Source organism: Pseudomonas sp. GD04058, assembly GCF_029836855.1.
GTDB classification, from domain to species: Bacteria; Pseudomonadota; Gammaproteobacteria; order Pseudomonadales; family Pseudomonadaceae; genus Aquipseudomonas; species Aquipseudomonas bharatica.
Genome location: NZ_JAOECN010000034.1, coordinates 48696 through 62573 on the forward strand (window position 1 = coordinate 48696; position 13878 = coordinate 62573).

A 13878-nucleotide genomic window follows, 5' to 3' on the forward strand; every position below is an offset into this window, starting at 1 on the left:
CCCGGTAATGAATGAAGGTAGCTCTGGATGCCAGCCGTCAAAGTTAAAGAGAACGAACCCTTCGACGTAGCTCTGCGTCGTTTCAAGCGCTCCTGCGAAAAAGCCGGTGTACTGGCTGAAGTTCGTAGCCGCGAATTTTACGAGAAGCCGACTTCCGAGCGTAAGCGCAAGGCAGCTGCTGCTGTCAAGCGTCACGCCAAGAAAGTTCAGCGCGAACAGCGCCGCGCCGTTCGTCTGTACTGATACAGACGTCTGTCGCAAGCTTCTGCCTCGCCCGGCCCAAAGCCGGGCTGCCGGCAGCGAGCAAAGCTGTTCACTCCAGCCACGACACCCGTCGTATCGCCGGAGACGCCCAGACTGGTTCCCAGCCCGGGCAGCCTGCCACAATCGTCAGAACTGGCTTATAGCCAGGCGTGCACGTCACACTGACGGACCCTCACGGGTTACCGACGAGCACATCTTCTTTTCCGTTTTCTTGCGTCTGCCATTCGACCTGTTTCGAATGCACCGTCGTTCCCGCAGCATTAGCGATAGACTTCATTATCGCCTGATGACGAGAGAGCCATGGCCGGGCTGATTCCCCAGAGTTTCATTGACGACCTTCTCAACCGCACCGATATCGTCGATGTGGTGAGTTCGCGCGTGCAACTGAAAAAGGCCGGCAAGAACCTGACCGCCTGCTGTCCTTTCCACAAGGAAAAGACGCCATCCTTCAGCGTCAGCCCAGACAAGCAGTTCTACTACTGCTTCGGTTGTGGCGCCGGCGGCAACGCCCTCGGCTTCATCATGGACCACGACAACCTGGACTTCCCCCAGGCCGTCGAGGAACTGGCGAAAGCCGCCGGCATGGAAGTGCCGCGAGAAGAAAGCGGGCGCGGGCACAAGCCGCGACAGCCCACGGATTCACCGCTCTATCCGCTGCTGACCGCGGCTGCCGAGTTCTATCGCCAGGCCCTGAAAAGCCATCCAACCCGCAAGGCTGCGGTGGAGTACCTCAAGGGCCGCGGCCTGTCAGGGGAAATCGCTCGCGATTTCGGCCTGGGCTTCGCCCCGCCAGGCTGGGACAACCTGTTCAAGCACCTGGGCAGCGACAGCCTGCAGCAGAAGGCAATGATCGACGCCGGGCTGCTGATCGAGAACGCCGAAAGCGGCAAGCGCTACGACCGTTTCCGTGACCGGGTGATGTTCCCCATCCGCGACAGCCGTGGCCGGGTCATCGCCTTCGGCGGACGGGTGCTCGGCGACGACAAGCCCAAGTACCTCAACTCCCCGGAAACCCCGGTCTTCCACAAGGGCCAGGAGCTGTACGGGCTGTACGAGGCACGCAAGTTCAATCGCAACCTCGACGAAATCATCGTGGTCGAGGGCTACATGGATGTCATCGCCCTGGCCCAGCAAGGCCTGCGCAATGCGGTGGCGACCCTCGGCACGGCCACCAGCGAGGAACACCTCAAGCGCTTGTTCCGGGTGGTGCCGAGCGTGCTGTTCTGCTTCGACGGCGACCAGGCTGGCCGCAATGCCGCCTGGCGTGCACTGGAAGCCACCCTGTCGAGCCTGCAGGACGGACGCAAGGCGCGCTTCCTGTTCCTGCCCGAGGGTGAGGATCCGGACAGCCTGGTCCGCGCCGAGGGCACCGACGCCTTCCGCGCGCGGATCAACCAGCACGCCCAGCCGCTGGCCGATTACTTCTTCCAGCAACTGACCGAGGAAGCCGACCCGCGCTCGCTGGAAGGCAAGGCCCACATGGCCACCCTCGCCGCGCCGTTGATCGACAAGGTGCCGGGTGCGAACCTGCGTGCGCTGATGCGCAATCGCCTGAAGGAAATCACCGGCCTGGACAACCAGCAGGTCGAGCAACTGGCCCGGAACGCACCGCAGGAAACCGCACCGCCGGCCTACGACCCGGGCATCGACTACGATGCGATCCCGGACTACAGCCCGGACTACAGCGATTTCCATCATGCAGAACATTTCCAGCCACAGTCACAGCAGCAATGGCCCCCCAACCAGGGCGGCGGCCAGAAGAAGAAATGGGATGGCAAGCCATGGGACAGGAAGGGTGGCAAGGGCAAGCCATGGGAGCGAAACGGCCAGCAGCAGAATCATCCGCCGCGCGTGCCGACCTCGGTAGAGCCGCCGACACTCAGCGCCCTGCGCACCCTGCTGCACCACCCGGCGCTGGCACGCAAGGTCGAGGACGCCAGCCACTTTGCCGACGAAGAGCACGTCTACGCACAGTTGCTGGTGGCACTGCTGGAGGCGCTGCAAAAGAATCCTGAGCTACGCTCACTACAGCTGATCGCACGCTGGCATGGTACCGAACAGGGTCGCCTGCTGCGGGCGCTGGCGGAAAAGGAATGGCTGATCGATGCCGACAACCTTGAACAGCAGTTTTTCGACACTATAACTAGCTTGTCCGCTCGCCAACGCGAGCGCAGCCTGGAACATCTGCTCCGGAAAGCACGTCAAAGCGAACTGAGCGCAGAGGAAAAAAATCAGCTGCGCGACCTCCTGAGTCGCAATGTTCCCGCACAAACCCCGACCTCAACTGGCGCGTGAGGTCCATGCTCGGGTATAATCCCCGGCTTGTTTTTTGCCCGCCAAGACCTTCAGTGGATAGGGTGTTATGTCCGGAAAAGCGCAACAGCAGTCTCGCATCAAAGAGTTGATCACCCGCGGCCGTGAGCAGGGCTACCTGACTTACGCGGAGGTCAACGACCACCTGCCTGAGGATATTTCAGATCCGGAACAGGTGGAAGACATCATCCGCATGATCAACGACATGGGGATCAACGTATTCGAGAGTGCTCCGGATGCGGATGCCCTTTTGTTGGCCGAAGCCGACACCGACGAAGCCGCGGCCGAAGAAGCCGCTGCTGCGCTGGCGGCCGTGGAAACCGACATCGGTCGCACCACCGACCCGGTGCGCATGTACATGCGCGAAATGGGTACCGTCGAACTCCTGACCCGTGAAGGCGAGATCGAAATCGCCAAGCGGATCGAGGAAGGTATCCGTGAAGTGATGAGCGCCATCGCCCACTTCCCCGGCACCGTCGAATACATCCTCGGCGAATACGATCGCGTCACCGCCGAAGGCGGCCGCCTGTCGGACGTGCTGAGCGGCTACATCGACCCTGACGACAGCATCGCGGCGCCAGCCGAGATGCCGCCGCCCGTCGACACCAAGGCAGCTCCTGCTGCCGACAGTGACGACGAAGACGAGGAAAAGGAAGAAAGCGGCGACGAAGAGGAAGAGACCGAGAGCGGTCCCGACCCGGAAGTCGCTCGCCAGCGTTTCGGCGCCGTCGCCGAACAACTGGAAGCGACCGCCAAGATCCTCAAGAAGCATGGTCGTGACAGCAAGCAGGGCGTCGCCGAGCTGCTGGCCCTGGCCGAGCTGTTCATGCCGATCAAGCTGGTGCCCAAGCAGTTCGAAGTGCTGGTCGAGCGCGTCCGCGGTGCCCTGGACCGCCTGCGTGCCCAGGAACGCGCCATCATGCAACTGTGCGTTCGTGACGCCCGCATGCCACGCGCCGACTTCCTGCGCCTGTTCCCGAGCAACGAGGTCGACCTGACCTGGAGCGGCGATCTCGCCAAGCGCAGCACCAAATGGGCCGAAGCCCTGGGCCGCCTGGACGCCGACATCGTGCGTTGCCAGCAGAAGCTGGTCGACCTGGAGGCCGAAACCGGCCTGACCATCGCCGAGATCAAGGACATCAACCGTCGCATGTCGATCGGTGAAGCCAAGGCTCGTCGTGCCAAGAAGGAAATGGTCGAGGCCAACCTGCGTCTGGTGATCTCGATCGCCAAGAAGTACACCAACCGCGGCTTGCAGTTCCTCGACCTGATCCAGGAAGGCAACATCGGCCTGATGAAGGCGGTGGACAAGTTCGAATACCGTCGCGGCTACAAGTTCTCGACCTACGCCACCTGGTGGATTCGCCAGGCGATCACCCGGTCGATCGCCGACCAGGCGCGCACCATCCGTATTCCGGTGCACATGATCGAGACGATCAACAAGCTCAACCGCATTTCCCGGCAGATGCTCCAGGAAATGGGTCGCGAGCCGACGCCGGAAGAGCTGGGCGAGCGCATGGAAATGCCCGAGGACAAGATCCGCAAGGTATTGAAGATCGCCAAAGAGCCGATCTCCATGGAAACCCCGATCGGTGACGACGAAGATTCGCATCTGGGCGACTTCATCGAGGACTCGACCATGCAGTCGCCAATCGATGTGGCAACTGTCGAAAGCCTCAAGGAAGCCACCCGTGACGTGCTCTCGGGCCTGACCGCACGTGAAGCCAAGGTGCTGCGCATGCGTTTCGGTATCGACATGAACACCGATCACACGCTCGAAGAAGTCGGCAAGCAGTTCGACGTGACCCGCGAGCGGATCCGTCAGATCGAAGCCAAGGCGTTGCGCAAGCTGCGTCACCCGACGCGAAGCGAGCATCTGCGCTCCTTCCTCGACGAGTAACAAGACGAACCCCGGCCACCGCCGGGGTTTTTCTTTTTGGGCGAACAACGGCCTGTCGCCCAGACCCTGAAGGCAAAATGCCCGTCTACACTCGAATCTATCCATTCGTAGACGAGGCCGCTATGCCGAGATTGCCGGCCCTTCTGCTGTCGCTCCTGTTCACCTGGAGCGCAGCGGCCGGCGCCTTGACCCTGACCGATGAAGAGCAGGCCTGGCTGGACGCCCACTCCAGCCTGCGCCTCGGCGTCGATGCTTCGTGGCTACCCTTCGAATACCGGGACCAGGAAGGCCGCTACCAGGGACTGGCCGCCGACTACATCGCCGCGATTCGCGAGCGCCTGGGCGTCAACTTCACGCTCGGCGCCCCTTCCAGTTGGACGCAGGTCCTCGAGCAGGCGCGCAACGGGCAGATCGACCTGATGCCCGGGATCATGTCCACGCCCGAGCGCCAGGAGTACCTGGCGTTCACCCGGCCCTACCTGGATTTCCCCATCGTGATCCTCGCCCATGAAGGCGGCCCGCACCCCGCCGCCATCAAGGACCTGTACGGCCTGAAGATTGCGGTGGTGGAAAACTATGCGCCCCATGAATTGCTGCGCTCCCATTACCCGGACCTCAACCTGGTGGCCATGCCCAATGTCAGTTCGGCGCTGCAAGCGCTGGCTACCGACGAGGTGGACGCGGTGGTCGGCGATCTGGCTTCGAGCGTCTGGGCCCTGCGCGAACTCAAGCTGGAAGGCCTCTTTGTCAGTGGCGAAACGCCCTACCGCTACCAACTGGCCATGGGTACGCCCCGAGGCAACAAGACCCTGATCGGCATCCTCGATAAAGTGCTCGCCGACATGTCTGCGCAGGAGGTTGCCGACATCCAGGCACGCTGGGTCGGCAAGGTGCTGGAGCAACGGCCACTGTGGCGCGACCTGTTGCTCTACGGCCTGCCAGGCATGTTGTTGCTGGTGGCGATCCTGGCAGCGGTGATCCGGGTCAATCGCCGGCTCAGCTCGGAGATTTCCCGGCGCATCGCCCTTGAACAGGAACTGCACAGCAGCGAATACCACTACCGCGGCCTGGTCGAGAGTCTCTCGGCCATTGCCTGGGAAGCCGACGCCAACGACTTCACCTACAACTATGTTTCGCCCCATGCCGAAAACCTGCTCGGCTACCCCTTGAGCGCATGGCTCACACCGGGATTCTGGCGTTCCATCCTGCACCCGGACGACGCCCTCTGGGCCCAGGCCTACTGCGACGCGGAAACCGCCGCCGGGCGCGATCACAGCCTGGACTACCGGGTAATCCGCGCCGATGGCCGGACCCTGTGGATCCGCGACATCGTCAGCCTCATCGAGCACGGCCACCGGCCGGTGATGCGCGGCTTGATGATCGATATCAGCGAAGCCAAGCACACCGAACAGGCCTTGCGCCTGTCGGAGCAGAAATTCGCCTCGGTGTTCCACCAATGCCCGGATATCCTGGTGATCGCCCGTCTCAGCGACGGTTGCCTGCTGGAAATCAACGAGACCTTCGAAGAGCAGATCGGCCTCACCCCTTCGCAGGTGGTCGGCCGCACCGCCACCGAACTGAATATCTGGGGCGTCGAAGGCATCGGCCCGAGCCTGCTGCAGCGTCTGCAGCGCGGCAGCGTGCGCAATCTTGAAATGACCTTCCGTCGCAGCAATGGCCAGTTGTTCACCGGACTGATTTCAGCGGAATCCTTCGACCTGGAAAGCACCCCCGCCTTGGTGGTAGCGGTACGCGATATCAGCCAGCTCAAGGAAACCCAGGAGCAACTGCAGATTTCCGAAGAGAAATTCGCCAAGGCCTTCCACGCCTCGCCAGACGGCATGCTGCTGTCGCGGCAAAGCGACGGGCTGTTGCTTGAGGTCAACGAAGGTTTCTGCCGCCTGACCGGCTTCGATATGCAGACTTCGCTGGACCGCACGGCGATCGACCTGGGTATCTGGGTCGATCTCAACGAACGCAGGGCAATGCTCGAACACCTGAAAAAAGACGGCTTTGTGCGAGATTTCCTGTGCAATCTGCGGCGTGCCGATGGTCAGGTACGCCTTTGCGAACTGTCCGCCAGGCCGCTGCCCATCGGCGGCAGCGACTGCATGCTGACCATCGCCCGCGACATCACCGATCGCCACCAGATGCAGGAAAAACTGCAACTGGCCGCTACTGTCTTCGAAAACACCGCCGAGGGCGTGCTGATTACCGATACCGACCAGCGCATCAGCGCGGTCAACCGGGCCTTCAGCGAGATCACCGGGTACAGCGAAGACGAAACGCTCGGCCACACGCCCCGCCTGCTCGCCTCGGGCCAGCACGATAGCGCCTTCTACGCGGCCATGTGGCATCAGCTCGGTGCCGACGGGCACTGGCAGGGAGAGATTCTCAACCGGCGCAAGAACGGCGAGCTGTATCCCGCCTGGCTGACCATCAGTGCAGTGCGCAACCCGGAACTTGGCACCACCCACTTCGTGGCCGTGTTCGCCGACATTTCCAGCCTCAAGCACGCCCAGGCCAAGCTCGACTACCAGGCCCACCATGATCCGCTCACCGGCCTGCCCAATCGCACACTGTTCGAAAACCGCCTGCAGGCCGCACTGAGTTGTCCACAGGCATCGAGCCGCCAGGGCGCGGTGCTGTTCCTGGACCTGGACCGGTTCAAGCACATCAACGACAGCCTCGGCCACCCGGTCGGCGACCTGCTGCTCAAGGCCATCGCCCATCGCCTGAAGGAACAGGTACGCGATATCGACACCGTCGCCCGCCTCGGCGGCGACGAATTCATCATCCTGCTGCCCGGCCTGCATCAAGCCAGCGATGCCGAGCATATCGCGCAGAAGGTCCTGGCCTGTTTCAATGCGCCATTCCAGGCCGGCGATCACGAGTTCTTCTCCAGCGCCAGCATTGGCATCAGCCTGTACCCGCAGGACGGTATCGATGTCGCCTCGCTGATCCGCAACGCCGATGCCGCCATGTACCGCTCCAAGGCCAAGGGCCGCAACCGCGTCGAGGCCTATACCCGCGACCTCACCGCACAGGCCAGCGAGCGTATCGCGCTCGAGCACGAACTGCGCCGGGCGATCGAACGTAACGAACTGAGCCTGTATTTCCAGCCCAAGCTAAGCCTCAAGACCCAACGCCTGGTCGGTGCCGAAGCGCTGATTCGCTGGGCCAATCCGAACTTCGGCGATGTGCCGCCCGAGCGTTTCATCCCGCTGGCGGAAGAGAACGGCATGATCCTGCAACTCGGCGACTGGGTACTGGAGCATGCCTGTCGGCAAATGCAGGCCTGGAAGCGCCAGTACCAGGCGTTCGGCCCGCTCTCGGTCAACCTCGCCGGCGCCCAGTTGCGCCAGCCGGGGCTGGTGCGACGCATCGAGCAACTGCTCAGGACCCACCAGCTCAAGGCCGGCGATCTGCAACTGGAAATTACCGAGAACTTCATCATGAGCCAGGCCGAGGAAGGCCTGGCCATTCTCCACCAACTCAAGCGCCTCGGCGTGCAACTGGCGATCGACGACTTCGGTACCGGCTATTCGTCCCTCAGTTACCTCAAGCGCCTGCCGCTGGACATCCTGAAGATCGACCAATCCTTCATCCGCGGCCTCCCCGACGACCCCAACGACGCCGCCATCGCCCGGGCCATCATCGCCCTGGGCCGCAGCCTGCAACTGACAGTGATTGCCGAAGGCGTGGAGACCCCCGCCCAGCAGCAATTCCTCGCCCGGGAAGGCTGCGAACAGATCCAGGGCTACATCGTCAGCCTGCCACTACCGGCAAACGCCTTCGCCGAGTCGTTTTTACGCATAGTACTTTCCGATCTTTCGGATGGCACTGCCTGGAATCCCTCGATATAATCCGCGACCACTGGGGCCTATAGCTCAGTCGGTTAGAGCAGAGGACTCATAATCCTTTGGTCCACGGTTCGAGTCCGTGTGGGCCCACCACCTTCAAAGCCGCGCACTGCGCGGCTTTGCGTTTTTTACGGTTGTGGCACCCGGATCAGTCCTTTGGTCCAAAGGTACAAAATCGGTACAGTGCTGGTACGCCAGCCTGCCTTTGGAGTCCTTCTCAGATGGCCACAATTGTCAAAACCCCTGCCGGTACTTGGAAAGCAGTCATTCGCAAAACGGGCTGGCCCACCAACGCCAAGACCTTCCGCACCAAGCGCGACGCTGAGGACTGGGCACGCCGCACCGAAGATGAAATGGTGCGAGGTGTATACATCCAACGTAGCGGATCCGAGCGCATGACGCTGGAGAAAGCCCTGGAGCGTTACCTGGCAGATGTCACGCCGACCAAGAAGCCCAGCACGCGCAAAGCGGAGGCCACCAAGGCGAAGCAACTCACCCAGCATCTAGGCAAATACTCTCTAGCCGCCCTTTCTGCCGAAATCATCGCTGACTATCGCGACAGCCGGCTCGCTTCGACTAGCAAGCACGGCCGCCCCATAAGCAACAATACTGTTCGCCTGGAGCTAGCATTGCTCAGTCATCTATACACCGTGGCGATCAAAGAATGGGGTTTAGGGCTCACGTTCAATCCCGTCCTGAATATCCGGAAGCCGCGCCCTGGACCAGAGCGTGATCGCCGGCTGTCTGACGACGAAGAACGCCGGCTATTTGCTGCTTTGAACGAATACAGCAACCCTATGCTGCGCTGGATCGCCGTTATTGCGCTGGAGACCGTAATGCGCTCGTCGGAGATCACTGGTCTACGGTGTCACCAGGTCAACCTCCAAAAGCGCGTGGCATTCCTTCCAGACACCAAGAACGGCAGTCCTCGCGAGGTCGCCCTCAATGAGTTTGCGACCGAAGCCTTTAGGGATGCTCTTGAAAACCCAACTCGTCCGAAAGATTGCGATCTGATCTTCTTTGGAGAACCCGGCAAGGACGGGAAGAGGCGTCCTTATGCTTTTACAAAAACCTGGGGGTTGCTGAAACGGAAACTGGGTATGGCTGATTTCCGCTTTCACGATTTCCGCCATGAAGGTATCAGCAGGTATGCAGAGCGCGGGCTGTCGGCTCAAAAGTTAGCGGCCTTGAGCGGACATAAATCCATGCAGCAGCTCAAGCGCTACACGCACCTACGGGGAGAAGATCTCGTTAGAGATCTGGATGCCCTCCCGAAGCGGAGAGCGAGGACATGAATGTAAGCAATTTGCGCCAGCAGAGCTCCGAACGACTAGAACTGCTGGCTCCCTTGCTAGCACCGGCAGAGGCTGACCGGTGCGAGACGATAGGTGCAGAGTTCATCGAGAGAGGGATTTGCCATGAAAGACAACCTGACCACTCAGCCACATCAACAAGCTCAACTGGGCTCGATCTGCTTCGCTCATTGAGGCTGAGTCTGATTGAACGAGGAGCTATCTTAGCGAAACTGCCGAAAGACAGATTTGCGAATCGGCAGCTCGGACTGGATCTTCAGACATGGCAAGCACTCCGAGAGCAACCCGCCAAAGATCCTGAGCTCCTACAGTTTGTCCTGCATCGATTCCAGTCTAGGGCATACTACTGGAGCGAGGTCGAGCAGCTCCTACTACAGAGCGTGGGCAGGGAACCCACCGCAGGCTGATACTTCGCTTTCCGGCCTCCCTGCCGGCGCTGGTGGCCAGGTCCGGGCAAAAAGCCGCCCGGACCTGGCGCGGCATCCATGCCTCACCAGCTTACGCCCGCTGCTCCGATACGCTTCCAAACACTTAGCATGTGCGGGGCTTCACCAACGGGCATGGTGCCATTAGTATATCGGCTGGCCTGTCCAGGGCTCGCATTCCTGAGGCGTATTCGCTTCGGCTTGTAGCGCTTTTACCTTTGACTCTCCGAGTTGGCCGCCGAGGTATCTCAGCTGGCGGTGTTGGAGCCCTGGGCAGTCCACTTCAATGTACTAGAGAATGGAAGCATGCTTAATATCGCTGGGAAGCCGCTATTTGCCTCTTTTTTAGACGCTCCCCTACCTGAAGTTAAGATTAAAAACAATAAAGAGCTTGCAGGCTTTTTAGGCATCTCGCTCGGCCGCCTAACTTATTATGCCTATTACCTTCCTGAGAACAAAAAATACGCTTCTTTTAAAATAAAAAAGAGAGGTGGCGGCGAACGCCTTATCGAAGCTCCGGTCAAGGGCCTCAAGGACATCCAACGAGAAGTTGTTAGAAAATTTGAAGACGACTTTAAACCTAGAGCATGTGTTTACTCCTACGTCAAAGGTCGGGGTATCGTTGAAAATGCCGATATCCATGACCTTCAGCGCTGGATACTTCGTATAGACCTAAAAGATTTTTTCCATTCCATAACACAAAAAAGAGTTGCCGGAATATTTTCCAGCCCACCATTCATGCTTTCTCCTGATGCAGCAAGGACACTTAGCTTCATTTGCACGAAAGATGGGCGACTAACCCAGGGCGCACCAAGCAGTCCATTTCTCAGCAACCTAGTCTGTAGAGGCTTAGACTACCGTCTTAAGGAACTTGCCGCGAAAAACAAGTGCTATTATACGCGCTATGCTGATGATATATTTTTCTCCAACAGTGGCGCCATATTTCCTCGATCATTAGCCGAAAGGCTAGAAGACAACAGTCTAAAGCTTGGCGAAGAACTAACGAATATAATCCAAGGAGCCGGATTTTCTATAAATGAAAACAAGGCCTTTCTGAGGAGTCGAGCGGAGCGCCAAATAGTAACAGGGCTAGTTGTCAATAAAAAGGTCAACGTCCCTAAAGAATTCATTCGTTCTGTACGCGCATCACTTTACTCTTGGGAAAAATTTGGCCTAGAACTCGCGGAAAAGCACTGGCGGGAAAAAGTCGACAAAAGAAGCCGGCATGAGAGAGAAAGCCCCAGGTTTAAATGGGTGGTAAGAGGACAGATTAACCACATCGGACATGTAAAAGGCTACTCGGATCCGGTCTTCCTGTCTCTTGCTCGAAGGCTTCAAGCCCTAGACTCTCAGTACAAGCTGGACGAAATTAAGATCATCAATTCGATCGCAGAAGAAATTCACATATACTCAGAAGGCATAACAGACATTAAGCATTTAAGAAATGCTTACATTGAGCTTCAGCGCAGCGGCGAGATTAACGACCTGAATATTGTTTTTAAAGAGACAAAGAAATCAGGAAGCCCGGCGCTCAAAGCACTTTGCGAAAACTTGAGCGAAGCGCTCCAACGTCATTTGACAATTTGTATTTTTGATCGAGACGAGCGAGACATCATTACTAGCATGGGTGGCTCACCTGGTAGCTACAAAGACCATGGGAACAATGTATTCAGCCTAGTAATACCCGTTCCAGAGTTCCGAGAAACCGAGTTTGTATGTATCGAACACCTATATCGAGATGAGCACCTTTTCCTCGAAGATCAAGATGGTCGCCGGCTATTCGCAAGAGATGAATTTGACTCTGTTAGTTGCTTCAAAAAAGAGCGACCACTATTTTGCAGATACCCTAATAAGCAATCATTGATTTATGACTCCGACGTAATCGATCTTGCAGAGAGAAAAAATGTCGCCCTCCCCAAGAATAAATTTGCAGAATACGTAACTTCCAAGACACCTCCATTTGACAATATGGACATATCAGGCTTTAGATGCGTCTTCGAGCAAATTAGGGATATAGCCAAATCGTACCGCTCTAAGCGATAAATCGGCTAACCCTGGGCCGCCATTTGCTATAGAACACCGAGAGAACTGAGCAACTGTTACTGCTCTCTTACCTGCGCTGACGGGGCATCCATGCCTTAACAGCTGTCTGCTCCTTAGTTCTGATCTTTACGGCGCTCTGCTGCATAGTGCCGTGTTTGATACGGCAGAACACAAGACGCCTTTAGACGCTCCAGTTCACCTAGCCCCCATCCCTGAGCGAGGAAATCAGGCCATTCTGCGCTCCGTCCTCTGGGGGGTGGCGGCGACAGCACGAAAACTACTTTCAAAGGATCCCAACGAGGAAGGCGCACCAGATCGGCTAGCTCCTGATACCGCTGCCGAGTAAGCACGTTGAAGCGGCGCAGCCGGTCTAGTGTGTAGATCGCTCTGCGTAACTCAATGCCATCAAGGCCATCCAAGACGTCCCGAACAGCCGGCAAGGGATCTTCGGAGTACCAAAGTAACAGCGCAAGCTCAATCAGCACCTCGGGGTCTGCGCGTCGCAGATTGTCCTGAGCAAGTTTCTTCAGTGGATGCATCAGTTACCCCCGTTGGCACCAACGAGGTTTTTTAGAAACAACTGAAACGCCTGTTCCGTGACCTCATTTTCCGAAGCTAACTTGTAAGCCGCTACGACGGTATCTAACGCCGGCTGCAACATGTCCGATAATGTATCTAACAGCCTCTCACCATCAAGTGTGTCAAGCTCGGGCGCGACTTCTGTTAGTAAATCCAGGGTGAGGTTTGGTGAAAAACGCGAAGCTGGTAGGATAGTCATAGCCTAGGGATCTCTTACCGATCTTTTGGGTTAGGCGCTGAGTAAGGGCTGCAACCCTTGCCCAGCGTCGCCACCTTATCCCCAACCGCTGATTCTAGTCCAGCCCCCATGTCTGTTTGTTTGTTTTTTCTTCAAGACATACAAACAGAAGAAACCATTATTTTTAGTAAGTCACTGAATTTAAAAGATTTTTCTAGTTAAAGGTGAAAGCTTATGGGGCCTAAGGTGAAAGGATATGGGGCGAAAGGTGAAGAGATATGGGGCGACGACTTTAATAGGTGAACATTTATGGGGAGCAAAGGTGAAAACATATGGGGTTAAAAGTGAAAGCTTATGGGGCGAAGGTGAAAATTTATGGGGAGGACCATTCTTAGATCTTTTTTTCATACAAACGCATCGCGCCGCTAACCCCGAGTAATCAGAAGCGTTAAACAATAACAAATAACAACAAAAAATACGCAACAATACGCCAAAATAACAAAGTGGCGGTACAAGACATAACGCCACGTTAGTTGACCGCACCTGAGCCGCCGAATTTAAATAGTTCACAACACTTACCCCGAAGTTGTGGAGCGCTCCGATGAAAAGCCGATTTGAAGAAGCCCTAGTCGAAAAATTTGGACTTCTGATGTCTCCCGCCCAACTCGCAGAGCTTTTAGGCAAGTCTCCAGAAGCTCTTCGCGTTCATCTCGCCCGTTACAAAAACGATAATTTTTATCGAAGCCTCAATGGTACCTCTGTAAAAGTTGGTCGCCGTGTTTACTACAGAACCCCAGAAGTTGCGGAGATCCTCGCATGCCCGGCCTAATAAGCTGGCTTGGCTCACCGAGCTTTAGCCGTCTAACGCACAGAATTTTTTACCTTCTTTTACTCCTTACCAACCTAGCAGTTCCCCTCGGGCAACATCGTGCTTGGGGTGGATTGCCAGGCTGGTGGTTGTTCCCCTCAACAGCCGCCCTGGCCCTTTGTGCCGTGCAAC

General features: G+C 57.6%; 9 protein-coding genes and 1 tRNA gene. 8 read left to right on the top strand and 2 right to left on the bottom strand.

Features of this window, described 5'->3' with window-relative positions; genetic code table 11:
* Window positions 1-27 precede the first annotated feature (27 nt).
* From rpsU to N7650_RS22450, 7 genes are all read left to right on the top strand, one after another.
* Window positions 28-243, top strand: coding sequence for a 30S ribosomal protein S21 (gene rpsU / locus N7650_RS22420; RefSeq protein ID WP_002551877.1), 216 nt, complete (start codon window positions 28-30; stop codon window positions 241-243).
* 321 nt (window positions 244-564) lie between these two features.
* Entirely contained in the window at window positions 565-2559 is a 1995-nt protein-coding gene (gene dnaG, locus N7650_RS22425) for a DNA primase (protein WP_279900071.1), read from the top strand.
* A gap of 67 nt (window positions 2560-2626) precedes the next feature.
* Entirely contained in the window at window positions 2627-4477 is a 1851-nt protein-coding gene (gene rpoD / locus N7650_RS22430) for an RNA polymerase sigma factor RpoD (protein ID WP_064302989.1), read from the top strand.
* 122 nt (window positions 4478-4599) lie between these two features.
* The gene (locus tag N7650_RS22435) at window positions 4600-8343 is read left to right on the top strand and encodes an EAL domain-containing protein (protein WP_279900072.1); all 3744 of its coding nucleotides are present in this window, start codon (window positions 4600-4602) and stop codon (window positions 8341-8343) included.
* Between the two features lie 13 nt (window positions 8344-8356).
* Window positions 8357-8433, top strand: a tRNA-Ile gene (locus N7650_RS22440).
* Between the two features lie 128 nt (window positions 8434-8561).
* Window positions 8562-9635: a site-specific integrase gene (locus tag N7650_RS22445; protein ID WP_064302990.1), complete on the top strand. Its 1074-nt coding sequence runs from the start codon at window positions 8562-8564 to the stop codon at window positions 9633-9635.
* A 749-nt stretch (window positions 9636-10384) separates the two neighbouring features.
* Window positions 10385-12121, top strand: a complete 1737-nt coding sequence (locus N7650_RS22450) for a reverse transcriptase domain-containing protein (RefSeq protein ID WP_279900074.1) — start codon at window positions 10385-10387, stop codon at window positions 12119-12121.
* A 113-nt stretch (window positions 12122-12234) separates the two neighbouring features.
* On the opposite strand, the gene N7650_RS22455 is transcribed toward N7650_RS22450, so the two are convergent.
* Together N7650_RS22455 and N7650_RS22460 are read right to left on the bottom strand one after the other, a co-directional pair.
* A complete protein-coding gene (locus tag N7650_RS22455; protein WP_279900075.1) occupies window positions 12235-12660 on the bottom strand; it encodes a hypothetical protein in 426 nt (141 codons plus the stop codon).
* Window positions 12660-12899, bottom strand: a complete 240-nt coding sequence (locus tag N7650_RS22460; RefSeq protein WP_064302991.1) for a hypothetical protein — start codon at window positions 12897-12899, stop codon at window positions 12660-12662. Before N7650_RS22460 ends, N7650_RS22455 begins: the two co-directional genes overlap by 1 nt.
* 580 nt (window positions 12900-13479) lie before the next feature.
* On the opposite strand from N7650_RS22460, the gene N7650_RS22465 reads away from it, so the two are divergent.
* Window positions 13480-13707, top strand: a complete 228-nt coding sequence (locus N7650_RS22465) for a hypothetical protein (protein WP_081263166.1) — start codon at window positions 13480-13482, stop codon at window positions 13705-13707.
* Window positions 13708-13878 lie beyond the last annotated feature (171 nt).